The 23788-nt window shown below is 75.9% G+C and carries 20 protein-coding genes; 13 read left to right on the top strand and 7 right to left on the bottom strand.

Going from position 1 to position 23788, the window contains the following annotated elements:
* Positions 1-16: 16 nt before the first annotated feature.
* Positions 17-976 (bottom strand): Rieske 2Fe-2S domain-containing protein, encoded by a 960-nt coding sequence (locus ACF09K_RS20580; RefSeq protein WP_392245423.1) that lies wholly within the window; start codon positions 974-976, stop codon positions 17-19.
* Positions 977-1545: 569 nt separating this feature from the next.
* Here ACF09K_RS20580 and ACF09K_RS20575 point away from each other — a divergent pair.
* Positions 1546-1884 (top strand): MerR family transcriptional regulator, encoded by a 339-nt coding sequence (locus ACF09K_RS20575; protein WP_366058641.1) that lies wholly within the window; start codon positions 1546-1548, stop codon positions 1882-1884.
* A gap of 87 nt (positions 1885-1971) precedes the next feature.
* Here ACF09K_RS20575 and ACF09K_RS20570 read toward each other — a convergent pair whose 3' ends face one another.
* A complete protein-coding gene (locus ACF09K_RS20570; protein WP_392245421.1) occupies positions 1972-3384 on the bottom strand; it encodes a DEAD/DEAH box helicase in 1413 nt (470 codons plus the stop codon).
* Between the two features lie 349 nt (positions 3385-3733).
* Between ACF09K_RS20570 and ACF09K_RS20565 the strand changes: the two genes are divergently transcribed.
* Positions 3734-4321: a rhomboid family intramembrane serine protease gene (locus tag ACF09K_RS20565; protein WP_392245551.1), complete on the top strand. Its 588-nt coding sequence runs from the start codon at positions 3734-3736 to the stop codon at positions 4319-4321.
* Positions 4322-4422: 101 nt separating this feature from the next.
* The gene (locus ACF09K_RS20560) at positions 4423-4716 is read left to right on the top strand and encodes a hypothetical protein (protein WP_392245420.1); all 294 of its coding nucleotides are present in this window, start codon (positions 4423-4425) and stop codon (positions 4714-4716) included.
* A 237-nt stretch (positions 4717-4953) separates the two neighbouring features.
* On the opposite strand, the gene ACF09K_RS20555 is transcribed toward ACF09K_RS20560, so the two are convergent.
* On the bottom strand, positions 4954-5421 hold the full coding sequence (locus ACF09K_RS20555) for a winged helix-turn-helix transcriptional regulator (RefSeq protein WP_392245418.1): 468 nt from the start codon (positions 5419-5421) through the stop codon (positions 4954-4956).
* A 93-nt stretch (positions 5422-5514) separates the two neighbouring features.
* Here ACF09K_RS20555 and ACF09K_RS20550 point away from each other — a divergent pair, with 93 nt between their 5' ends.
* From ACF09K_RS20550 to ACF09K_RS20535, 4 genes are all read left to right on the top strand, one after another.
* A complete protein-coding gene (locus ACF09K_RS20550; RefSeq protein WP_392245416.1) occupies positions 5515-6012 on the top strand; it encodes a PaaI family thioesterase in 498 nt (165 codons plus the stop codon).
* A 433-nt stretch (positions 6013-6445) separates the two neighbouring features.
* Entirely contained in the window at positions 6446-7687 is a 1242-nt protein-coding gene (locus ACF09K_RS20545; protein ID WP_392245414.1) for an NAD(P)/FAD-dependent oxidoreductase, read from the top strand.
* A 385-nt stretch (positions 7688-8072) separates the two neighbouring features.
* The gene (locus ACF09K_RS20540) at positions 8073-8744 is read left to right on the top strand and encodes an SDR family NAD(P)-dependent oxidoreductase (protein WP_392245413.1); all 672 of its coding nucleotides are present in this window, start codon (positions 8073-8075) and stop codon (positions 8742-8744) included.
* Between the two features lie 277 nt (positions 8745-9021).
* Positions 9022-9795: a YqjF family protein gene (locus ACF09K_RS20535; RefSeq protein ID WP_392245412.1), complete on the top strand. Its 774-nt coding sequence runs from the start codon at positions 9022-9024 to the stop codon at positions 9793-9795.
* Between the two features lie 15 nt (positions 9796-9810).
* Here the strand turns inward: ACF09K_RS20535 and ACF09K_RS20530 are convergent, their stop codons facing one another.
* Positions 9811-11148 carry a glycosyltransferase gene (locus ACF09K_RS20530; RefSeq protein WP_392245410.1) on the bottom strand — a complete coding sequence of 446 codons (1338 nt, stop codon included), beginning with the start codon at positions 11146-11148 and terminating at the stop codon, positions 9811-9813.
* Positions 11149-11476: 328 nt separating this feature from the next.
* Between ACF09K_RS20530 and ACF09K_RS20525 the strand changes: the two genes are divergently transcribed.
* The gene (locus ACF09K_RS20525) at positions 11477-13534 is read left to right on the top strand and encodes a glycosyltransferase family 4 protein (protein ID WP_392245408.1); all 2058 of its coding nucleotides are present in this window, start codon (positions 11477-11479) and stop codon (positions 13532-13534) included.
* Between the two features lie 155 nt (positions 13535-13689).
* On the opposite strand, the gene ACF09K_RS20520 is transcribed toward ACF09K_RS20525, so the two are convergent.
* Complete coding sequence (locus ACF09K_RS20520; RefSeq protein ID WP_392245406.1) at positions 13690-13869, bottom strand: DUF6480 family protein; 180 nt, start codon at positions 13867-13869, stop codon at positions 13690-13692.
* Positions 13870-13871: 2 nt separating this feature from the next.
* A complete protein-coding gene (locus ACF09K_RS20515; protein ID WP_392245405.1) occupies positions 13872-14132 on the bottom strand; it encodes a hypothetical protein in 261 nt (86 codons plus the stop codon).
* A 535-nt stretch (positions 14133-14667) separates the two neighbouring features.
* On the opposite strand from ACF09K_RS20515, the gene ACF09K_RS20510 reads away from it, so the two are divergent.
* Entirely contained in the window at positions 14668-15213 is a 546-nt protein-coding gene (locus ACF09K_RS20510; RefSeq protein WP_392245403.1) for a DUF1360 domain-containing protein, read from the top strand.
* Positions 15214-15335: 122 nt separating this feature from the next.
* On the opposite strand, the gene ACF09K_RS20505 is transcribed toward ACF09K_RS20510, so the two are convergent.
* Positions 15336-16223, bottom strand: a complete 888-nt coding sequence (locus tag ACF09K_RS20505; RefSeq protein WP_392245401.1) for a LysR family transcriptional regulator — start codon at positions 16221-16223, stop codon at positions 15336-15338.
* 85 nt (positions 16224-16308) lie between these two features.
* Here ACF09K_RS20505 and ACF09K_RS20500 point away from each other — a divergent pair, with 85 nt between their 5' ends.
* From ACF09K_RS20500 to ACF09K_RS20485, 4 genes are all read left to right on the top strand, one after another.
* Complete coding sequence (locus ACF09K_RS20500) at positions 16309-17262, top strand: PhzF family phenazine biosynthesis isomerase (protein WP_392245399.1); 954 nt, start codon at positions 16309-16311, stop codon at positions 17260-17262.
* 651 nt (positions 17263-17913) lie between these two features.
* Positions 17914-19104: a glutamate--cysteine ligase gene (locus tag ACF09K_RS20495; RefSeq protein ID WP_392245398.1), complete on the top strand. Its 1191-nt coding sequence runs from the start codon at positions 17914-17916 to the stop codon at positions 19102-19104.
* Positions 19105-19318: 214 nt separating this feature from the next.
* Positions 19319-21103, top strand: coding sequence for an N-acetylglutaminylglutamine amidotransferase (locus ACF09K_RS20490; protein WP_392245397.1), 1785 nt, complete (start codon positions 19319-19321; stop codon positions 21101-21103).
* 224 nt (positions 21104-21327) lie between these two features.
* Positions 21328-23691 carry a prolyl oligopeptidase family serine peptidase gene (locus ACF09K_RS20485; RefSeq protein ID WP_392245396.1) on the top strand — a complete coding sequence of 788 codons (2364 nt, stop codon included), beginning with the start codon at positions 21328-21330 and terminating at the stop codon, positions 23689-23691.
* The last annotated feature ends 97 nt before the right edge of the window (positions 23692-23788 follow it).

Below are 23788 nucleotides of genomic sequence, written 5' to 3'. Positions count from 1 at the left end.
CGCGCACGGGAGGACGTCAGTCGTGGTGGCGGCGCAGGAGGGCGGTCGCGCCCGAGCCGGCCCCGCTCGCGTGCCGCCGCCTCGGCCGGTCGTGCCGGGGCAGGCGGATCTCGACGTGGCCGTCGACGACGCGGGTCTCGAAGGCGGGCTGGGGCGCGGTGGCCGGGCCGTGCACGTTCCAGCCGTCGGAGAGCCGGAAGACGCTCCCGTGCCACGGGCACCGCACGCACCCCTCGGACACGGTGCCCTCGGAGAGCGGACCCGCGAGGTGGCTGCACCGTTCGGCCAGCGCGTGGACGGCCCCGCCGGTCCGGCGGACCACCAGGACCGGGACGTCGTCCACGACGCGCCGTACGGGCCGCTCGGCCGGGAACTCGCTCACGGCGCCGATCCGGTGCCAGCCCTCGCGCACGACGTGCGGGACCTCCTCCGCGTGGTTGGCGCCGGACGCCTGCCGGTAGGCCAGGTGCCCGCCCAGCATCCCGCCGAGCCCGACCGCCGTCAGGCCGAGGAAGCCGTAGGCCCGGCCGGCGGCCGTACGGCCCCTGAGGCGACGGGCCAGGGAGGTCGCGTAGAGACCGACGGCGGCGAGGTTCGCCACCGCGTGCACGAGCCCCACCCGGGTCTGCTCCCGGTGCAGTTCCGCCCAGTCCACCGCGCCGGCCAGCGCCGCGGGCGCGGCGGTGGCCAGGCCGACGCCCACGAGCAGACCCGCCTCGCGGGAGCGGCCGGGAAGGGTGTCGAGGACGGCCGCGGACAGCCAGCTCCCGATCGGCACCTGCACCATCAGCGGATGCACCGGGTGCCCCAGCCATCGGCCGTGCAGCGCGTCCCGTCCGGGTCCGAGCGGCAGGGCGCGCACCCCGCCGCGCAGGGCGTCGATCAGGGGATCGGCCCGCGGACCGCGCTCCAGACGGTCCAGGAGCTCCAGCAGTCGGATCTGCTTCGGACGACGGCGTCGTGGCGTTGTGTTCATGCGCAGCCGGGTCCCCGAAGCGCGGGCGCCGCAAACGGCGGGCGGAACGCGAGGGAACACGACGGGACGTGAGGGAACACGACGGAACGCGGCGGAACGCGGCGGTCGGGCCATCCGGGGGCGCCCGGTCCCGGCAGCCGTCGAAAAGGTCGCTGCCGGGACAGAAGAAGATCTCTTCGAGCGGGAGTAAATCTGTCCTGGTGACAGTAGACATTGCCCGGTGCGGGGGCTAACGTTGGGTCCGTGGTCAGGAAGTCCGAACGAACGGCAGGACGAGCTGCCGTGCAATGACCGCACATGTCGACACCGCGCAACCGAATGAGGTGAGGAGCAGACGCCATCAGGATCGCCCGGGTGAGGACGGACTACCGCCCGGGTACCGCAGACCCCAGATCGGAAGGTGGTCCACGGTCACGCATTCGCGATCCCCGCAGTCCCGTCCCGGTGGACGGACAGGCGGAACAAGGAAGCCGGTGCAGGTCAGCCGGTAGATGGTGTTGAAACCTCGGGGCCCTGGACGCAGACGAGCGTCCAGGGCCCCCCGACGCGTCCCCGGAAAGAAGAGGTCTATGCCCCCTGCTGATCCCCGCACCCTCGACCCGCTCGACGACGACGACTACCCCGCCTACACCATCGGTCGGGCCGCCGACATGCTCGGCACCACCCCCGCCTTCCTCCGCACGCTGGGGGACAACCGCCTCATCGCGCCCCTGCGTTCCGGCGGCGGGCACCGTCGCTACTCCCGGTACCAGCTGCGCATCGCGGCCCGCGCGCGGGAACTCGTCGACGCCGGCACTCCCATAGAGGCCGCCTGCCGGATCATCATCCTCGAGGACCAGCTCGAAGAGGCCAGGCGCATCAACGAGGAACTGCGCGAGCAGGCGGACCGGCGCAGGACCTCGGCCTGACCCCGGCGACGGCCCCCGGCCCGCGACGACGGCCCCGGCCCCCGGCCCTCGGCACGGAAGAGGGGTGGTGAGGCGGTGAAAACCCGGTCAGCGGCCCTTGCGCACCCGGGCCGCCGCACGGGCCTCCGCCGTCCTGCGGGCATCGGAGGTCCTGCGGGACTCCTTGCCCGCACCGGCCGGACGGGTGCCCAGCCCGCGGAAGGGAGCGTTGCCGCCGCCCTTCGTCCCGGCCGGCGGGCGCTTCGCCCCGGTGATCGCGGTCAGCGCCGCCTCACCCGAGCGCACCTGCGTGACCGTCGGCCGGATCCCGGCCTCGGACATCAGACGGTTCACCTCACGCCGCTCGCCCGGCGTCACCAGCGTGACCACCCTGCCGGACTCCCCGGCCCGCGCCGTACGCCCGCCCCGGTGCAGGTAGTCCTTGGCGTCGGCCGGCGGGTCGACGTTGACGACCAGGTCGAGCGCGTCGACGTGGATGCCCCGCGCGGCGACGTTGGTGGCCACCAGCACGGTGACCTCGCCCTTCTTGAACTGCGCCAGCGTGTGGGTGCGCTGGGGCTGAGACTTCCCGCTGTGCAGGGCGGACGCCCGCACCCCGCTGGCCCGCAGGTGCCGGGTGAACTGGTCCACGGCGGCCTTGGTGTCCAGGAACATCAGCACCCGGCCGTCCCGCGCGGCGATCTCGGTCGCGGTCGCGTACTTGTCGGCGGGGTGGATGTTCAGGACGTGGTGCTCCATCGTGGCGACGGAGGCGGCCGCACGGTCGACCGAGGCGAGGACCGGCTCGTGCAGGTGGTCCCGCACCAGCTGGTCGACGCCGCCGTCGAGCGTGGCCGAGAACAGCAGCCGCTGCCCGTCGGCGGGAATCTGCCCGAGGATCTCCGAGACCTGGGGCAGGAAACCCAGGTCGCACATCTGGTCCGCCTCGTCCAGCACCGTGACCCGCACGTGGTTCAGGAAGCAGTCCCGGCGCGACAGCAGATCGGTCAGCCGCCCCGGTGTCGCGACGACGACGTCGACGCCGGCCCGCAGCAGTGCCGTCTGCCGGTTGATCGACAGGCCTCCGACCACCGTGGCCAGCCGCACGTCCAGCACCCGCGCGTACGGCTCCAGCGCCTCGCCCACCTGCTGGGCGAGCTCCCGGGTCGGCACCAGGACCAGTCCCCGGGGCCGCTTCGGCTCCGCCCGCCGGCCCGCCGTACGGACGAGGAGGGCGAGGCCGAAGGCCAGCGTCTTGCCGGAACCGGTCCGCGCCCGGCCGAGGACGTCACGGCCGGCCAGCGCGTCGGGCAGGGTCGCCGCCTGGATCGGGAAGGGCTCCGTCACGCCGAGACCGGTCATCGCCGTCAGCAGCCGCGGGGGGAGGCCGAGCGCGCCGAAGGACACGGCCGGCGGGCCGGGGGAGACGGACGGGGACGCCGGGGGTTCGCCCTGCGGCACCGTCGCCGGCCGGCGCTTGCCGGCGTGCGGGAGTCCAGGGGCCGGCGGCTTCGCGTTCATGGGGAACCTTCCTCGGGGTGACGCCCGCAACGCGCCGGGGTCCGTACCCGTTGGTACGGACCCCGGCGGTGACGGAAGCGTCCGCCCATTTTACCAGCGCCCGCCCGCACGCTCCCGGATCGGTCGGCCGGCACCGGACGACGGGACTCCGCGGACGCCGGGACTCCGTGGGCGCCGACGGGTCCCGCACCGCGTGCGCGGCCGGCCCTCCTCCCCGCGGTGATCGCTGATCAGGAGGCGACCGGGTCGGGCACAATCGACGGACGAGAGGACATCGGAGGGGGCAGCTGTGGTGTACGGATCGGACTTCGGTGCCGGATCCCGCAACGGACCGGCCGGCGCGTACGGCGTGCCGCGGCCCGCACCGCCGTCGCGGCGGACACGCGTCCGGGACGCGGCGGTGCTGGTCGCGGGGTGGGTCGCCCTGCTGTGGGTGCTGGAGATCATCGACGCGGCCGGCGGCCACGCCCTCGATTCCTACGGCATCTCGCCACGGGAGTTCGGCGAGTTGCGCGACGTCGTGCCCGCCGCCTTCCTGCACTTCGGCTTCGGCCATCTCGCCGCCAACAGCCTGCCGTTGCTGGTGATGGGCTTCCTCGCCGCCCTGTCCGGGATCCGCCGCTTCCTCGCCGTCGCCGCGCTGATCATCCTGGTGAGCGGCCTGGGCGTCTGGCTCACGGCACCGGCGTACTCCACGACCGCGGGCGCCTCCGGCGTCGTCTTCGGTCTCTTCGGCTACCTGGTCGTCCGCGGCTTCGTCGACCGCCGCGTCGGTGACGTGGTGGTCGGTCTCCTCGTCGGTGCCGTCTACGGCTCGATCCTCTGGGGCGTGCTGCCGACCGAGACCGGGGTCAGCTGGCAGGGACACCTCTTCGGACTGATCGGCGGCGTCGTCGCGGCGGTGGCGTTCCGGCGGACCCCCGGCCGCCGGGGGTGAGCCGCCGCCCGGTCCCGCCCCGGGACCGGGCGCGGATCGGCCTCCGGGATTCCGGGCGGTTCCGGGACGGTAGGAACGGCGTTTCGGGGTACTGGGCCGCCATGACACCGGAGAACGATCACGTCGAGTCCGTGCGTGCCGCTCGGCAGTTGCGGCGCGTCCGCCCCGTCTACGCCGGCGGAGCCGCCCTGTGGGCCGCCTCGGCCGCCTGGGCGGGATGGGAGGACCCCGGCAGCCGGCAGATGTGGGTGTCGGTGTTCTTCCTGGTCGTCTTCACCGGCCTGTTGTCCGTGACGTCCGTGTGGCTGGCGCACCGGCGGCCGGCCGATGCCGGCACGGTGGTGCACCACGCCGCGCCGCGGCGGATGGCCGCGCGCCGGCAGGCGAGCGCCTGAGCGGGCGGTTCGGGTTTCGCGCGGCGGGCCGTCCCGTTCTCCCGCCCGGGCGGCAGGTCCGGGCGCCGCGCGGGCGAGCCGCGCCACCGGGCGGCCGCCACGGATGCCGGCCCCGCCGACCCCTGCCGCGAGGGGAGTCGGCGGGGCAGGTCGGTCCGGATCCTGCCGACCCCTTCCCGCGGCGGCGGGACGCTCCCCGTCAGGCCCCGTAAGGGCCCGGAAGGCGGACGCCCCTCCTCAGGAGCGGGGGCGGGCCCCCGGCCCCGGTCGGGCGGTGACCTCGCCGGGCGTGAGGGCCGCGTGGTCGGCGGAGCACTCGACGACGACCCGGACCGATGCGCCGCAGTCGGCGTGGCGGACGTCCAGCACGGGGCCCTCGGCGCCCAGGGCGTAGGCCTCGCCCCACTGGCCGAGCGCCATGAGGACGGGCCACAGGTCCCAGCCCTTGCGGGTCAGGCGGTACTCGTTGCGGGAGCGGTTGCCCGGCTCCCGGTAGGGCGCGGTCCTCAGGACGCCGGCCGAGACCAGCTTCCGGAGGCGGTCGCTGAGAACGGCCTCCGACAGGCCGATGTGACGGTGGAAGTCGTCGAAGCGGCGGACCCCGTTGACGGCGTCACGCAGGATCAGCAACGTCCATTTCTCCCCCACCACGTCGAGCGTGCGCTGGACGGGGCAGTTCTCCGTGCTCGCCTCAAGCCACTCCATCCCGCCATGGTAGAGGGCTGGCTTCGTCATTGACAGTCAGGTGGGCCGAGGGCTAGCTTCACCGGTAAAAGCCAGACGGGGAGGCCTCGGCTCGTGGGACGAACGCGTACGTATCAGTGGGACGACCCCGCGATCCTGGCGGAAGCAGCCGGGCGCATGGCCGGCATCGACTTCCTGCGCGAACTGCTGGCGGGACGGCTCCCGGGGCCGCCCGTCGGCCGCACCGTGGACTTCACCCTGGACGAGGTGGAGCCCGGCAGGGCGGTCTTCTCGCTGATCCCGGGGGAGGAGCACTACAACCCGATCGGCAGCGTGCACGGCGGCGTCTTCGCCACCCTGCTCGACTCGGCGGCCGGCTGCGCCGTGCAGTCCACCCTTCCGCAGGGCATGGCCTACACCTCGCTCGACCTCACCGTGAAGTTCCTGAGGCCGATCACCGTGGACACCGGAACGGTGCGTGCCGTCGGCACGGTGGTCAGCCAGGGCCGCCGAACAGCCCTGGCGCAAGCGCAGCTGGTCGACGGAACGGGACGTCTGCTCGCCCACGCCACCAGCAGCTGCATGATCTTCCCGGTGCCTCCGGTGGCGTAGGTGCCTCCGGCGGCGTAGGCGACGGCGGTGCCCGGCTTGCCCGCGGGACTCCACGTAGGGGGTACGGCGCCCGGTCCCGGGCCGCGCTCGGGGGGCCGGTGGTCCGACGGGGCGTCCGGACGGCGCGGGAGGCGGGCCGACGGCGGGACGGGCGGGCTCTGCGGCAGCCGACGCGGTCGGTGTCTCGTCCGGTCGGAGCCCTGTCCGGTCGGAGCCCGCCTCCGGTGGGCTGCGGCTCCGGGTGGCCGGAGACCGGTGCCGATGCCGGCTGCGGCCTCACGGCGTCCGGACGGCCGCAGCCGGCCCCACGGGTCACGGGCCCGGACGGGCGGCGTTCGAGTGGGCGGTGCGGTGTCGCATCCGCCGGCGGGGAACCCCTGGAACACAGACGGACGCGGCACCGGCCGCGCCGAGACGCGGGAGGGGTGGTCTTGTGTCCGCAGCCCGGGACACGACGGACGTGCTGGTGGTCGGAGCCGGACTCGCCGGGCTCGCCTGCGCCGGGGACCTGCTGGCGGCCGGTGTCGCCGTACGGGTCGTGGAGGCCGGGGACGAGGTCGGCGGAAGGATGCGCTCCGACCGGGTGCGGGACTTCGTCGTCGACCGCGGGTTCCAGGTCTTCAACACGTCCTACCCCCAGGTCCGGCGCAGGCTGGTCCTGAAGGACCTGCGGCTGCGGCCCTTCACCCCCGGCGTCCTGATCCACACCCCCTCCGGCCGGCTCCGCTTCAGCGACCCCACCCGCCGCCCGCGCACGCTGCCCGACCTGCTGCCGGGCCGCCTCGCCGGACCGCGCGACCTGGCCGCCCTCGGCCTGCTGTCCGCCCGCGACATGCTGGCTCCGCCCCGCCTGCTCAAGCGCCTCGCGGACACCACCACCCGCACGGCGCTCGCGGACGCCGGGATCTCCGACGCGTTCGTCGAGAGGTTCTTCCGCCCGTTCCTGTCGGGGGTCTTCCTGGAGGACGACCTGGAGACCTCCGCCCGGGTGTTCCACCTCGTGTGGCGGAGCATGCTGCGCGGCACCCTGTGCCTGCCCACCGAGGGCGTCGGAGCCGTGCCGCGCGCCCTGGCGGCCGCCCTGCCGCGCGGCACGGTCCACCTGGAGACCCCCGTCGAACGCCTCACCGACGACGGCGTCCTGACGGCGGGCGGCCGGGAGATCGCCGCCCGGGCCGTCGTGGTCGCCACCGGCCCCGGGCCCGCCGGGGACCTGCTCCCCGGGGTCGGCCTCCCCGACTACCGGGTGGTGACGACGTACTACCACGTCGCCCCGCGCTCCCCGCTCGGCGAGCCGACCCTCCTCGTGGACACCCGGCGCCGCTTCCTCAACACCTGCGTCCTCAGCGACGTCGTGCCCGCCTACGCCCCGCCCGGCCACGCGCTCGTCGCCACCTCGGTCCTGGGGCGGGACAGGGAGGGCCGGGAGCGCGCCGTGCGGGAGGCGCTCGGCGAGGCGTACGGCACCGGCACGGACGGCTGGGACCTGCTGACCGTCCGGACGATCGAGGACGCGCTGCCCGCGATGATCCCGCCCCGGCCCCTGACCCGCACCACGCGTGTCGCGCCGGGCCGTCACGTGTGCGGCGACCACCGCGCCACCGGATCCGTACAGGGAGCCCTGGCGTCCGGGGCGCGGGCCGCCCGCGAGGTGCTGCGGGACCTGCGGCGGTAGCCGGATGCCCCGCCCCGGCGTCCGCGGCGGACACCGGACGTCCGGCTCCCCGGCCCCGCGGCACCGCCGGTCGGGAAACGCGGCCGGAGCCGGTCACCGGACAGCCGGTGGGGACCGCCGTGACAGCTCCTCCTCGCCTCCGCGGCCGCCCCCTCCCGGCGGGCCGCCCGCTCGGGGACGCCGCCCGCGTTGCGCTGCGCGGCCACGCCACGGACACCACCACGAGGACGCTGCAACCGCTCACCCCCCGTCCTGGGAAGTGGTGACGAAAGCGGACGGGACGGAGCACCGGCTCCGTCGCGGGCGGCACCGCCGGACGGGGCGGGGCCCCACCGGGGCCGGCGCCCGGCGTCCCTCCCCGCGTACCGGGACAAGGAGGTGACCGGTGGAGGTCAACGGTGATCGCGTCCTCGTGCCCGGCGCGACCGGCGCCATCGGCGCCGCCCTCGCCGAGCGGCTGCACGGACTCGGCGCACGGGTCGCCGTGGCGGGCCGCGACCCGGCCTCCCTGGCACGGGTCTCCGCCGCCTGCGGCGGTGCGCCGGCCCGCCGCTTCGACGCCTACGACCTGGACGGCTGTGCCCGAACGGTCCCCTGGGCGGCCGGCGCGCTCGGCGGTCTGGACACGGTGGTGGTCTGCGTCGGGGCCGCGGGGTTCGGTCCGGCCGAGGCGGTCGGCGACACGGTCGCCGAGCACCTGCTGACGGTCAACGCCCTCGCGCCCGTCGCCTTCCTCCGCGCGGCGCTCACCGTCGTGCCGCCGGGCGGCACGCTCGCCGCGGTGACCGGCGTCGTCGTGGACGCCGCACCGGCCGGCACGGCCGACTACACCGCTTCCAAGGCCGCGCTGGCGGCCTGGCTGACGTCGGTCCGCCGCGAGCGCCGGCGCACCGGTACGGCGGTCCTGGACATCCGGTTGCCGCACGTGGAGTCGGGGTTCGCGGAACGCGCCGTGGTCGGCCGCCCGCCCGTCCTGCCACCCGGGCGTACGGTCGACGAGGCGGTGGACATGATCGTCGACGCCCTGACGGCGTCCCGTGCGCCGTCCACCCGGTGACGGCGGGGTCCCCGGGGCGCGGCCCGCGACGTCCCCCGAACCGCCCCGATCCGGGCGGGCCTGCTGCCGGCGCGGTGCGGGGTGCCGGCCCGCGCCGCGCGCCGCGCGCCGCGCGCCGTGCGCATTGCGTGCGGTCCGCGCATCCCGTGCCGGGAACGGGTGTCCGCCTCGCCGGTGCAACCGTCCCGGGGTCTCCGGCCGAATGATCCCCGGGCGGGCCGGACGCCGGGCGGCGTCGCCGCGCCCACGGACCGTCACCTGCCGGAAGGAACGCGTGATGAGCGATCGCGGCGAACGGCACACCGGCGGCGTCGAGTCGCTGACCCCCCTCGCCCCTCGCCGCCTGCGCCGTGTGCTGTTCCGGCAGTCCTGGCGCGACCTGGTGTTCCTGCACTGGGAGGTCGACCCCTTCGACGTCGCCCGCCTGCTGCCGCCCGGGACGGTCCCGGACCTGTACCGCGGCCGCGCCTACGCGGGCCTGGTGTTCTTCTCCATGGAGGACCTCGCCTTCGGCAACGGCCCGCCGCTGCCGTACCTGGGCACGTTCAACGAGGTCAACGTGCGCCTGTACAGCCGCGACGCGCTCGGCCGGCGCGGTGTCGTCTTCCGCTCGCTCGACTGCGACCGGCTGCTGCCGGTCCTCGCCGCGCGGGCGGCCTTCGGGCTGCCCTACCGGTGGGCGCGCGTGTCCCGGCAGTGGCACGGCCGGGATCTGACGTACCGCACCCGGGCGCGGCCGAACGGCCGGCCGAGCGGCCGTGTGCGGGTCCGGGTCTCGGACGACGTGGCGCGGCCCCGGCCGCTGGACGAGTTCCTGACCTACCGCTGGGGGCTGCACGAACGCGGGCCGACACGGTCGTACTACCTGCCCAACGTCCATCCGGTGTGGACCTTCCGCGGCTGCGACCTCCTCGACCGGGACGCGTCCCTCCTCGCCCGGGCGGGGGTCGCCCCGGTGCGCGCGGAACCCGACAGCGTGCTGTACGCGCCGGGTGTCCCGGTCCGGTTCGGCACGCCCGTGCCGCTGCCGAAGCCTGGCCGCACGAGGTGAGGGCCGCCGGCCGCCTCAGGGCGCGGGGACCGGCTCGCCCATGACGGCGAGGAGCCGGGCGGCCGCGTGGTCCGGGCCGCGCTCACCGGCCTGCCGGACCCACCGCCCCATGCGCTCGCGGACGGTCGTGCTCAGGAAGTGCAGCACCGCCGGCACCTCGCGGGAGGACAGGGTGTTGGGGTCCCGTACGACCCCGACACCGGCGCGTTCCGCGTCGCGCGCGACGGCGAACTGATCGCTGGAGAACGGCAGGACCAGCGCGGGGACCCCGAACCGCAGGCACTCGGTGAACGAGTTGTTGCCCCCGTGGTGGACCATCGCGTCCACGTGGGCGAGCAGGGACTGCTGCGGGACGGACGGCGCCACGACGACGCGGTCGCCGGCCAGGTCCGCGAGGGCGGCCGCCCGCCCGCCCGCCGCCACGACGACCGCCGTGCCGTCCGTGCCGTCGACCACCCCGGACACGACGGTCCGCAGAACGTCGTCGCGGGCGCTCAGGAAGGTGCCGAGCGCGACGAGGACGACCCGCTCGGCCCGTTCGCGCAGCCGCCGCAGCCGTCGCGACCAGTCGTCGTCCAACGGCTCGGCGGCGCCCACCATGTGCCCCGCGTACACCTGCTCCGGGCCCGCCGGCGGCACGGGCAGCCAGGGCAGTTCCGGGTAGGAGTACAGGACCGCCTCGGGCGACGTCAGCGCGAAGGCGCGGCCCGGTGCGGGGGCGCCGGGCGCCTCGGTCCGCACGAACGCCTCGAACAGCGCCGTGAACGCCTCGTCGTTCTCGCGGGCCGCGGCCGTCAGGACGGCCAGACGCCGCGGGTCGGGCCGCAGGGCGGCGGGCCAGTCGTAGGGCACGCCGAAGTAGCTGTCGGGACCCGCCAGGACGTAGGTCGGATGCCCCGGGCAGAACGTCGCGTACCGCACCCCCAGGCAGTGCAGGCCGAGCGTCACCGCGTAACCGAGCTGATCCACCACGTACCAGTCGGGGCGCAGCCGCTCGTCGAGGGCACGCAACTGTGCGAGCACGGTCTCCGGGTCGGCCAGCATGTCGGCCCGGCGGTGGCGGGCCTGCGTCGTCAGGGCGGGAACCGCGCCGCGTCGGGTGGCGTCGAGGAACTCGTCCAGCCGGGCCGCCTCCGCGGCCCCCTGCTCCGTGTCCTCCGCCACGCCCGTGTTCGCGTTGCGCGTCACGGTCAGCGGCACGAAACGCACGCCGGCGCGGACCGCGAGATCCTCGAACGCCTCCGAGCAGGCGAAGTGCACGTCCGCCCCCCGCGCCCGCAGAGCGGCCGCCAGGACGGACAGGGGGCGGGCGTGCGAGAAGAACGGCGGGCTGATGATCACAATGCGCGGCATGCCCCTCCTTCGTCACGACGCGGTGCCACGGATGCGGCGGGTCCTGGGCGGCGCGGGACGGGGCGGGGCCGGACGGGGCGAGATGCAACGGAGCGAGAGAGGGCGAGAGGGGGCGGGACGGCGCGGCGCGGCGCACGGCAGCTCACTGCGAGCCGGGCGGGGAACGGCAGGTCACGGCAGGTCACGGCAGGTCACGGCGGAGAACGGCGGGACGCGGCCGAGGTGTGGCAGGGCCGGCTGCCGGGGCGCGCGCCGGGAGCGGGTGCATCCGGGCGAAGCCCCCCGCCGGAACTCGCCACGTCGTCCGTTCCGCACGAAGGAGACCAGAGTGTCCGCCTCCTCAGCGCCGCCGTGGGACACCGCGGCGGCAACGCCGTCCCATGAGGATCCAGACCCGCTCGCCGCGGCGCGGGCCGTCTTCTTCCGCGGCATGCGCGCGGACGGGCCGGGTACCGCCGCGGGCCGGCACCCCGGCGGTGAACCGGCGATGCTGCTGGAGGCCGAGTACGGGCTCGGCCCGCGCCCCGTCCCGCACGGCCCGGCGCCCGCGCTCAGCCGCGAGGACACGGCCGTCGCCTCCCTGCGGCGGGCCTGCCGCCTCGCCGTTCCGCTCACTCCCGAGGCCCTGCTCGCCCACGCCCACGGCGGGCCGAGGCTCGGTGCGGTCCTGGCGGAGATGTGGCCGGACACCGTGCGCCGCCACGGCGCCCGGTACGCCGAGGAGACGCTGCGCCACATGCTGCTGCGCGACGCGCCCGTCGCCGCGCGCACCGCCTTCCTGCTGGACTGCGCCGAGACGGCGGGCCTGCGGCCCCTGTCCGCGACCGAGGCCGCGGCACTCGCCGGGCCCGCCGACCGGGGCGTCCGCCACGCCCTCTGGCGCTACCTGCACCGGCTCCCCGACGGCCCCGCCCACCTGCCCGCCGCCGGCACCGCGACGGATGCCTACGAGCGGCTGCTCCTCGACCCTCCCGCCGCCCTCGCCGAGGACACCTGGACGGCCCCCGGCGTCGTCGTCGCGCAGACCATGCTCCAGGGTGACCTGGACACCCCGGGGCAGGGGCTGAGCGGCGGCATGTCCGTCCTGCTGGGCGGGCTCGGCGCCCGGCTCGCCCTCAGCGACGGCATCGCCGGCGTGGTGACGGTGGTGACCGCGGGCCTCGACGGCCTGGCCCGCGACCCCCGTCTCCTGCGGGAGCGCGGCCCCGGCCACTGGGTGCTGCGCCTGCCCGTCGACGCGCCCGGGCCGCCCCGGCCGGACGCCTGGCCCGGGCACCGCGCCGCGCTCGCCTGGTGGGCCGCCCGCCTGCTGGGCGCCCTGCCCCGCCCCGTCGACGTCGTGCACGTGCGGTACGCCGACGACGGCAGCCTGGCCCTCGCGCAGGCGACCGCCCGCACGGGGGGACGCCTGTTCTTCACCGCGACCCCCGATCCCCACCGCGACCTGGTGCGCAAGTACGCCCAGGCCGACCCCCGGGACCCGGAGCGCGCGGAACTGCTGCGCGCCGATCTGCACCGCGTCTTCTGCGCCGACCGCCTGGTGGACCGGGCCGACACCGTGATCGGCATCCCCGGCCGCCCCGGCACCGGCGACCTGCTCCGCCACTTCCCCGTCCTCGGCGACCGCTACGGCCCCGCGGGACCGCCCGCACCGCCCGAGGGGATCGCCCCGTACGTACCGGCGGCCGACGAGGCGGCACTGCGGCGGCGGATGCTGGACGACCTGTTCGCCGACGGCGGCCGGCCCGACGCGCTCGCGCCCGCCGACCGGAGCCTCCCGCTGCTGCTGTGCGTGGGACGCCTCCACCCGGTCAAACAGCAGGACCTGCTCGTGCGCACCTGGCTCGCGACGGAGTTGTGGCGCACGACCACGCTGGTCCTGGTCGGAGGGAGCACGGACCGCCCCACCCCGGCCGAACGGCGGATGCGCGACACGATCAGCGCCCTGCCGGCCGGGCAGGTGGCGGCGGCACGGCGCCTCGCGATGCTCCCCGCGATGCCGAACGACGAGGTGAGGCGCCTGGAGCGGGCCCTGGCCGACGGCGGCGACGGCGTGCCGGCCTGGTACGTGTGCCCGAGCGCCAAGGAGGAGTTCGGGATCGCCGTACTGGAGGCCATGGAGGCGGGACTGCCGGCCGCGGGCCCGCTCCGCGGGGGAGTGGCCCACTACCTGCGCGACGGTGTCAACGGCATCCTGCTCGACACCTCGTCCGCCTCCGGCCTGGCCCGCGGCCTGCACCGGCTGGCGTCCCTGCCCGAGGACCGGCGCGCCCGTCTGGCGCGCGCCGCCCGGGAGACGGTGGCGACCCGCTACTCGGTGGCGGACATGGCGGAGGCCCTGGCCGCCGAGTACCGGGCGGCGCCGCGCGAGCCCGTCGACGTGTGAGGGTCGCCGTCGCGCGACGACAGCCGCCGGGTGAGTGCGCCGGACAGGGCAGGAGCGCTGGGCGGGGAGGCGTGCGCCGGACTCGGATGCCGCGGGATCCGGACGGGACGGCCCGCCCGGTGGTACCGGCGGGCCGTCCCGGTGGCGGGGCGGACTCACAAGGTGATGACGCGCACCAGGAAGAACGCGGCGACGAGCAGGCAGCCGACGGTGATCAGGTACAGCCAGACGCGCGGGTGCTCCCAGACGCCGCCGTCCGGCCGTTCGCGGTGGGCCTCGGCGGTCGACCCCTCCACGGGAGGGGTCTCGCCGGGAGGAGGCAGTGGCTCGCTCATGGTCACACCTCGTGGAGGGGACCGGAGGGGGTCCCGGCGGCGCGGGCCGGTTCCCGGTCCTCGTAGTTCGCCAGGGCGAGACCCAGACCGAAGAACGTGGGAGCCCACTCGCCGACGAAGATGCCCCAGCGGTCGGCGCGCTCCAGGCTCTCGTTCCTGCTGGAGGTGAGCCAGGACACCAGGGACAGGCCGATCGAGGCGGTGGCCGCCAGGTAGGCGTGTTCGCTCGTGACGCCGGCCTCGTGCAGCTTCTTGACGATCATGGATTCTCCTCGGGAGGTGGAAAGAGTCGCACCCCGTCCGGCCTGGACGAAAGCCGCATATCGGGATGTTGTTCCCCGTCAATTCTCTCCGGGGACGACACTCGGATGCGCCTGCCCATCGCCCCTCGGGGGCGCGTGGAACCCCCGGGGGGCAAGAGGGCGGGGCCCGGCCCGTCCGGCGCCGCCGTACCGCCGACCGGGTGAATCCGGCCGGGGTGCATCCGTTCCCGGGACTCCCGGCGAAGTGGTCCGTGCAGGGGACAGGGCCCTCGTTCCGAACCCCGAGCCGGAACGAGGGCCCGCCTCTGCCCGCCCCGGCCTGCTTCGGCCCGGCTCCTGTCCTGGGCGTCCCACCCCGGAGCCTCCCCCTGCCCCCGTTTGCCGGGTGCCCCGGCGGGGACCCGGACGCCGGCAGCCGTACGGCGACCGTCCGGCGTCCGGATTCCCGGGCCCGGGCGCCCCGGAGCGGCGAGCGCACACGGACGAGGGTGACGGAACCGACCTGCGGACAGCGGGACAGGAACGGACGCGAACCATGGGCACAGCAGCCGGCAGTCGCTTCACCGGACGCCTGGAGGGACTTCTCCGGCGCACGCAGCGCGACTACTCGGCCGGGCACGAGCGGCCGCTGCGCGGCTACCTCGCGGCCATGGCGGGGTTCAGCGCGTACACGGCGGCCTGGGCGACGGCGGTACGGCTGCGGCAGCGCCCCCTGCCCGACCGGCCCGAGCCCTGGGACGTGGTCCTGACCGCGGTGGCCACCTTCCGGCTCAGCCGACTGCTGAGCAAGGCGTCGGTGACCAGCCCGCTCAGGGCCCCCTTCACGCGGTACGTCGGTCCGCAGGGCCCGGCCGAACTCCACGAGGAGGCGCGCGCCGACGACGGCGGGGACGCCGTCGGCGAACTGGTGACCTGCCCGTTCTGCGTGAGCGTCTGGGTGGCCTCGACCCTGACCGCGGGCCAGCTGCTCTGGCCGCGCGGCACGCGGACGGCCATGGGGGCGCTCACCGCGCTGGCCGGGGCGGACGCGCTGCAACTGGCCTACGGCGCCCTGACGGACAAGCTCACCGGCGGAAAGTAGCCCGCCGCCGCGCCTTACGAGACCCTCGCCACCGGCCGCACCGGCCGCACCGGCCGCACCGGCGGTCCGGTCACGGGACCCGCAGGGGCGGGCGCCGTGACCGGCGCGGTGTTCCCGGCCCGTCAGCCGGGCAGGTGCCGTACCAGTTCCCGGACGAACGTCTCGGCCGCCGGTGACGTCCACCGCCTGCGGTGGCGGGCCAGCCGCACCGGGGCGTCGGCGAACCGCGGTCCGTCGAGGCGCAGCAGCCGTCCGTCGCGCAGGTGGTCCCGCACGGTCGTCAGGGGCAGCAGGGTCACTCCCAGTCCGGCGGTCACGCAGGAACGCGCCGCGTCCACGCTCCCGAAGCGGGTCAGGCGCGGCCGGGCGCCGGGCACGGCGAGCAGCCGGCGCTCCAGCTCGTCGCTGTAGGAGCAGCCCTGCTCCAGCAGGAAGACGTCCTCGCCGGAGAGCTCCGCCCACGTCGGCGCGTCGGCCCGCGCGGCGAGCGGGTGGCCGGGGGCGCAGACGAGGGCGAGGGGCTCGCGGGCGATCAGCTCGGTGGTCACGTCGGGGAAATCGGCTTCCCCCTCCAGCAGCAGGGCCAGGTCCAGGTGTCCGGACCGCAGTCCCTCGACGCACCGCGCGGTGCCGCCCGCGGACAACTGGACGTCCACCTCGGGGTGGCTCGTGCGCAGGGCGGCGACCACGCCCGGCAGCCGCGTCGTGCACAGCGACTCGGGGGTGCCGACGACCACGCGTCCCCCTGCGGCCCCGTCACCGGCACCGTCCGCCCGCAGCCGTGCGACGGCGTCGAGCACGTCCTCGGCCCTCTCCAGCAGCCGTCGGCCGGTCCCGGTGAGCAGCGCGCCCGTGGGCAGGCGGTCGAACAGCCGGACACCGAGGTCCCGCTCCAGGGTGCGGATGTGCACGGTGACCGTCGACTGGGCGAGGTGCAGCTCGGCGGCGGCGGCCGTGAAGCTGCCCGTCCGGGCGAGGACGGTGAACGTGTGCAGCAAGCGGGTGTCCACGCCCCCAGGGTATGCGAGTCACCGATGGATCGCATCGACATCAATCGTTGGACCCGATCGGTACCGGGATGGCAGCGTGGACGACATGACCAGCGAAACCAGCGAAACCAGCGAAACCAGCGAAACCAGCGAGATCAGCGACACCACGGGAACCGGTCCCGTCGACCCCGCCCGGCCGCCCACGGAGGTCCTGCGGTACGCGGCCTTCACCAGCGATCCGGCGGGCGGCAACCCCGCCGGTGTCGTGCTCGACGCCCGCGGCCTCGACGACGCGACGATGCTCGCCGTCGCCGCCCGGGTCGGCTACTCCGAGACGGTCTTCGTCACCGGCCGTACCGGCGGGGACGAGGAGTCCCGGCGGTACGGCGTCCGCTACTTCAGCCCGCTCGCCGAGGTCGCCTTCTGCGGCCACGTGACCGTCGCCCTGGCCGTCGCCCTCGCCGAGCGGACGGGCCCCGGCGAGATCCTCCTCGACACGGCGGCGGGCGAGATCGCCGTGGCCGTCACCGAGGAGGAAGGCGCCGTGCTGGCCACGCTCACCAGCGTCGCGACCCGCTCCCGCCCCGCCGGGAGCACCGAACTGGACGAGACGCTGAAGGCCCTGGGCTGGGAGGCCGGCGACCTGGACCCCGAGCTGCCGCCGCACGTGGCGTTCGGCGGCAACGACCACCTGGTCCTGGCCGCCGCCTCCCGGGAGCGCCTGGCCTCCCTCGCCTACGACTTCGACGGCCTCGCCGACGTGATGCGGCGTCACGGCTGGACCACCGTGATGCTGGTGTGGCGCGAGACGCCGGAACGCTTCCACGTCCGCAACCCGTTCCCGGTCGGTGGCGTCGTGGAGGACCCGGCGACGGGGGCGGCGGCCGCGGCGTTCGGCGGCTACCTCCGCACGCTCGGCCTCGTCACCGCTCCCACCAGGATCAGCATCCGGCAGGGAGAGGACATGGGCCGCCCCAGCGACCTGCTGGTCGACGTCGACCCCCGGTCCCCCCGCACACGCGTCACGGGGCAGGCCGTCCCGATGGGCCGGGCCGGTTGACCCGCAGGGGTGCGCGCACGGCGTCCCCTCGTCGCCCGGCCGGTCCCGGTGACGTCCGTCCGCGGGACGGCGCCCGACCCGCGGAAGACGGTCCGGTCGTCCGAGGAGCGGTGCACCCGCCACTCGCCACGACCAGGCACACGACCAGGCAGACGGCCAGGCGCACGGCCAGGCAGACGTCGTCACCGAACGGTCCGTCGCGGAGCCGTCCCGTCGGACCGGGCGCGTGCCGCCCCGGCTCCTCCGCGCGGACCCGGTGACGCGGTTCGTGGATCCATGCGAGGTCCTCCGCAGCGGCGGCGCGCAGCGGTGGGCCACGGCTCGTGAGTACCCCTTTCGGCGCGGGGACGGACCCCGCCGTCGTCGGGCGCGCGGATCGGCCGCGGCCGAGCGGAGCGACGTGACCGGCCGGGTGCGCGTACTCCGGCGCGGAGTGCCGTCCGCGTGCGGCACCGCGCGGCCCGGCGCGTCGGCCGGGACCGGTCCGGGCATCGCGGGGAAGCCACGGCAGCACCTCCTCCGCCTTCCCGGCCGCGGCCCGAGTGCACCGGTGAGGACTAAGCGGCCCGTGTGCTGGGAACTCGGCGTGGGCAGTGATCGCCGCGGGTCTCCGACCGGGCGGGCGATCGTCCGGCCGGAAAAGGGAGAACCGTGGCCGTTCGCATAGGGGTAGAGGAAGAATTCCATGTCCTGGACATCGAGAGCGGGCTGCTCGTGCCGCGCGCGGGCGAGGTCCTCGGCAGGCTGCGCCGCAGACCCGATTTCACCGCGGAGCTGCAGCAGTCGGCCGTCGAGTGGAACAGCGCGGTGCACGCCTCCCTGGACTCGCTGCACGACGACATCGTCAAGGCGCGGCTGCGGCTCGACGCGGCGGCCTCCCCCCTCGGGCTGGCCGCCGTGGCGGCCGGGACCGTGCCGCTCGCGCGGGTGACCACCGGCGACACCACCGCCGATCCCCGCTACCGGCACATGGCCGACGAGTACCGGCAGGTCGCCGACGAGCACCTGGTCTGCAGCGCCCAGGTCCACGTCGACGTACCCGACCGCGACACGGCCGTACGGATCATGTGCGCCGTCTCGCCCTGGCTGCCCCCGCTGCTCGCCCTGTCCGCCAGCTCGCCCCTCTGGCTGGGGGCCGACACCGGATACGCCAGCTGGCGCACCATGCTGTGGCAGCGGTGGCCCACCTCGGGACCGGCCGGCTGCTTCACCCGGGCCGAGGACTACGACGCCGCCGTCTCGGACCTGGTCCGCTCCGGGGTGATCAGCGATCCGGGAATGGTCTACTACGACGTCCGGCCGTCCGACCACCAGCGGACGCTGGAACTGCGCATCTGCGACGCCTGCCCGCGCGCCGAGACGGTCGTCCTCGTGGCCGGACTGTTCCGCGCCCTGGTCGAGGACGCGCGCGCCCGGCTGGAGCAGCCCGGCGCCCAGGACTGCGACGGGCGGCACGAAGGACTGCGGGCCGCGAACTGGCGGGCGGCCCGGACCGCTCTGGAGGGCCCCCTGGTCGACCCCGCCACCGGCCTCCCCGCGCCCGCGCCCGCCGTCCTGCGCGGCATGCTCCGGCGACTGCGCCCGGCCCTGGAGGCCGCCGGCGACTGGGACACCGTATGCGCCCTCATGGAGGAGGCGCTGGCCCGCGGCAGCGCCGCGCACCGCCTGCGCGCGGTCGTCGAGGAGGAAGGCCTCCTCGCCGGCGTCGAGACCCTGGTCGAGGAGACCCGCGGCGGACGCAGGCGGCGGCCCGCGGCGGCCGCGCGCAGGCCCGTCGCGGCGACCGGCGCCCTCCGGGCGCGGAATGCGGCGCCGGACCGGCAGGCGACCCTGCGCGGCTGACGGCCCCCGCGGCCGTGCCGCCGGAACGGGCGGAGGCCGCCGTGAGGCCGGCGCCGCCGATCGACCCCCTACCGAGGAGAGTGCAGCTCACCATGCCCAGCAGCAGTACCGCCCCGCACCGAACCGGCCCGTCCACGTGCTCGTGCTCGCCCGGCGCCCCGCCGGCGACCACGCCGTGCCGGGCCGACGGCGCCCCGCGAGGGGGTGGGCTCTGATGTGCGGCCTCAGCGGAGAGGTCCGCTTCGACGGCGGACGACCCGACCTGGCGGCGGTCGAGCGCATGACCGACCGGCTCGCCGCCAGGGGACCGGACGGCAGGGGGCTGTGGTCGCAGGGCGCCGTCGCGCTGGGCCACCGCCGGTTGAAGATCATCGACCTGTCGGAGTGCGGGGCGCAGCCGATGACCGACCCCACGGCGCGGATCGCCGGTGTCTTCAACGGCTGCATCTACAACTACCGGGAACTGCGCGACGAACTGCGCGGTCTCGGCCACCGCTTCTTCTCCGGCTCCGACACCGAGGTGGTGCTCAAGGCGTACCAGCAGTGGGGGACCGCCTGCGTCGACCGCCTGTACGGCATGTTCGCCTTCGTCATCGTCGAGCAGGACACCGGACGGGTCGTCCTGGTGCGCGACCGCCTGGGCATCAAACCGCTCTACCTCACCGAGACCTCGGGGCGGCTGCGCTTCGCGTCCTCGCTGCCGGCGCTCCTCGCCGCCGGCGGCGTCGACACCTCGCTCGACCCCGTCGCGCTGCACCAGTACATGAGCTGGCACGCCACGGTGGCCGCGCCCCGCACCGTCCTCGCGGGCGTGCGCAAGCTGCCCCCGGCCACCGTGCGCGTGGTGGAACCCGACGGCCGCCACCGCGACATCCGCTACTGGCAGCCGTCGTACACCCGACGGGACGAGTACGCGCACCTGGGCCCGGACGACTGGCGGGACGCGGTGCTCGACGCGCTGCGCACCGCGGTACGGCGCCGGATGGTCGCCGACGTGCCCGTGGGCGTCCTCCTGTCGGGCGGCCTCGACTCCAGCCTGATCGTGGCGCTGCTGGCCGACGAGGGACAGCGCGACCTCGCGACGTTCAGCGTGGGCTTCGAGTCGGAGGGCGGCGAGGAGGGCGACGAGTTCCCGTACTCGGACCTGGTCGCCCGGCACTTCGGGACCGACCACCATCAGCTGATGGTGCCCTCGGACCGCGTGTCGACCGCCCTGGACGCGGCGATCGAGGCGATGAGCGAGCCGATGACCAGCCACGACGTGGTCGCCTTCCACCTGCTGTCGGAGCAGGTGGCGAAGGAGGTGAAGGTCGTCCAGAGCGGCCAGGGCGCGGACGAGGTCTTCGCCGGCTACCACTGGTACCCGGACCTGGCCGCGGTCCCGCGGCAGAGCGAACCCCAGAGGTACGCCGACACGTACTTCGACCGGTCGCACGCCGACCTCACCGGGATCCTCCGGCCCCACCTGCTGCCCGGTCACGACGTGTCCCACCGTTTCGTGACCGAGCACATGGCGGAGCCGGGCGCCGAGACCGCCCTCGACGCGGCGCTGCGGCTCGACACCCACGTGATGCTGGTCGACGACCCGGTCAAGCGGGTCGACAACATGACCATGGACTGGGGGCTGGAGGCCCGGGTCCCCTTCCTCGACCACGAGCTGGTGGAACTCGCCGCCGCCTGCCCGCCCGAGCTGAAACTCGCCGACGGCGGCAAGGGCGTCCTCAAGGCCGCCGGCCGCCGGGTCCTGCCCGCACAGGTCGTCGACCGGCCCAAGGGCTACTTCCCGGTCCCGGCCGTCAAGCACATGGCGGGTCCCGTCCTGGAGCGGGTCCGCGAGGCGCTGGCCGCCCCCGAGGCCAGGTCACGGGACGTCTTCCAGGACGCGTACCTGGACAGGCTCCTGTCGGCTCCCGACGAGCACCGGACCAGGCGCGGGGCGAACGCGCTGTGGCAGGTGGCCTTGCTGGAGATATGGCTGCAGACGCACGGAATCGCATGACCGGGGCGCCGGGGCCGCACCCCCCCACCCCGACGACCGGGGCCCCGCCGCACCCGCACGGGAGCCCGCCCCCCGGCACCTCCGACGGCGCGGATCCCGCCGGGAGGAGGCCGCGGCCGCCCCGGAACGGCGGCACGGCGTCCCGGACGGGCGCCGCGGCCACCGCGGCTCCCGCCACCACCGCGACGACCGACGACCACGCGGGTCCGGCCACCGCCGGGCCGGTGCCGATCACCGCCGGTCCGGTGCCGGCCACCGCGGACCCGGCGCCGCCCTCCACCGGTCCGGCGCTCGTGCCCCTGCCCGACACCGCCGGGCCGCGGGACACCCCGCAACGGCTGACGTCCCACGGCTGCTGGTACCCCTCGGTCGACCCGAGCGGCAGGTTCGTCGCGTTCATCTGCGACCGGGGCGGCGTGCCCCAGCTGTGGACGGGACCGGTCGACGGGCACGAGGTGCACCTGCTCGACTCCGACCCCCACCCGGTCAAGGAGGTGGCCTGGTCGCCGGACGGCCGCTGGATCGCCTACACCACGGCCCCCGGGGGCGGCGAACACACCCGTGTGCTGTGCGTGCGCCCCGACGGAACCGGGCGGCGCATCCTCGCCGGTGCCGAGCCGGGCGGCTCGGCGCACCTCGGCTGCTGGCAGCACGACGGCTCGGCGCTGGCCGTCACCGTCGCCGAGCCGGTCGTCGCGCGAGGCACGGGCGACCGGGAGGAGGCACCGGCACGCGAGGGCCTCGCCGATCCCGGCACGTACGCCGCCCCGCGGGCCGCCGGCTGGGCATCCCGGGGCGGCCGGGCCGTCCTGCTGGGCAGCCCGCGCCACGGAGACGCCGGCCCCGCCGCCCACTCCGGGGAGAGGGACGAGGGCGCCGGCACCCCGGAGCCGCTGCGACAGGACGTGCCCTTCGGGCCGCCGCGGCACGAGATCCCCCGGGCCGGCCCCTCCCACGCCCTGGACACCGTCCCCACCGCGTCGACGCTCACGGACGCCGAAACCGACGGCACCACGACGGGCCGTGGCGCGGGAGCCCCCGGCCCGCACGGCGCGGGAGCCCCCGGCACGCACGGCGCCGGAGCGCCCGGTACACACGGCGCGGGCGCTCCCGACGGGACGGCCGGCGGAGGGCTGGCCGCCTACCTCGTCGACCCCGAGGGGGTGGCGGCCCCCACCCTGCTGGCGGTCGAGCGCGCCGCCGCCACGCTGCGCGTCTGCGACCTCAGCCAGGACGGACGGCTCGCACTGGTGCGGCGCGGCCCCCGCGGACGGCGCGAGGCCCTCGTGGTCCGCACCGCCGACCTGCGGACCACCTACGCGCTGCCGGTCGCCGACGGCGACCCGTGGATCGGCCGCTTCTCGCCGGACGGCAGGACGCTGTGGCTGCGCAGCGACGCCGCCCGCGAGTTCGCCGCGCTGTTCGCCGTCCGCCTCTCCGCCGAGGGAGAGCGGCGGGCACTGGTCGTCGCCGCCGAGCGCGCGGACTGCGGACTGGAACTGCTGGCCTTCGGCCGTGACGGGCACACCGCGATCCTGGCCTGGAACGTGCGCGGCGCCAGCGAGCTGGAGGTCCTCGCCGTCCCGCCGGCCGCGGGCACCGGGGACGCCCTGGCGCGCCCGCCGCGGGCGGTGCCGCTGCCGCACGAGGTGGTGACACGCATCGTGCCCGCCGGCGACCGGGCGGCACTGGTGCTGGCCCTGTCCGGGTCGCAGCGCCGCCCCGGCGTGTGGTGGCTCGCCGACGGCGCCGCCCTGCGCACCCCGTGGTCCTCGCGGGACGAGGACGCCGTCCCGCCCGGCCGTCCCCCCGTGCGTCCCGTACCGGTGCGGCCGACGGCACGCGACGGACTGTCGCTGAGCGGCTGGTACTACCGCGCGCCGGGCCGCGGACCCGGCGAACCGGCGCCGTGCGTGATCCACCTGCACGGCGGACCGGAGGAGCAGGAACGGCCGGTGTTCAACCCGCTGTACCACGAGCTGCTGGGCCGGGGCCTGGACGTCTTCGCCCCCGACGTGCGCGGCTCCTCGGGCCACGGCCGGTCCTTCGTCGACGCCGACCTCGGCACGGGACGCTTCGCCGCGATCCAGGACGTGGCCGACTGCGCCGCCCATGCCGTGGTGGCCCGCCTCGCCGACCCCCGGCGACTGGCCGTGATGGGACGCTCGTACGGCGGCTACCTGGTGATGGCCTCCCTGGTCGGGCACCCGGACCTCTTCCGCACCGGCGTCGCGACCTGCGGGATGTCCGACTTCGCGACCTTCTACGCCGGTACCGAGCCGTGGATCGCGGAATCGGCGGCGCACAAGTACGGCCACCCCGAACACGACCGCGAACTGCTGCGTGCGCTGTCCCCGATGACCGGCGTCGACGCGCTCCGGGTGCCGTTCCTCGCCGTACACGGCGAACACGACACCAACGTGCCGCCCGGCGAGTCCGAACAGTTCGTGCGCGCGGCCCGCGAACGCGGTGTACCGGCCGAACTGCTGACGCTGCGCAACGAGGGCCACGACTTCCTGCGCGCGGACAGCCGGCGGATCTATCGCCGGGCCGCGGCCGACTGGATCGAGCGCCACCTCGCGAGGTGACCCGGGCGGCGGCCGCCCCGGGCGCGCCGGCCGCGCACCGGTGACCCGCCTCCGTGCCGGAGGGGACCGTGTCCGGCCCGGCATCGTCCGTGTGCCC

The sequence above is a fragment of the Streptomyces sp. NPDC014882 genome, assembly GCF_043081325.1.
Taxonomy (GTDB): domain Bacteria; phylum Actinomycetota; class Actinomycetes; order Streptomycetales; family Streptomycetaceae; genus Streptomyces.
The sequence above is the reverse complement of the archived record's forward strand: the minus strand, read 5'-3'. Positions and strand labels throughout refer to the sequence as shown.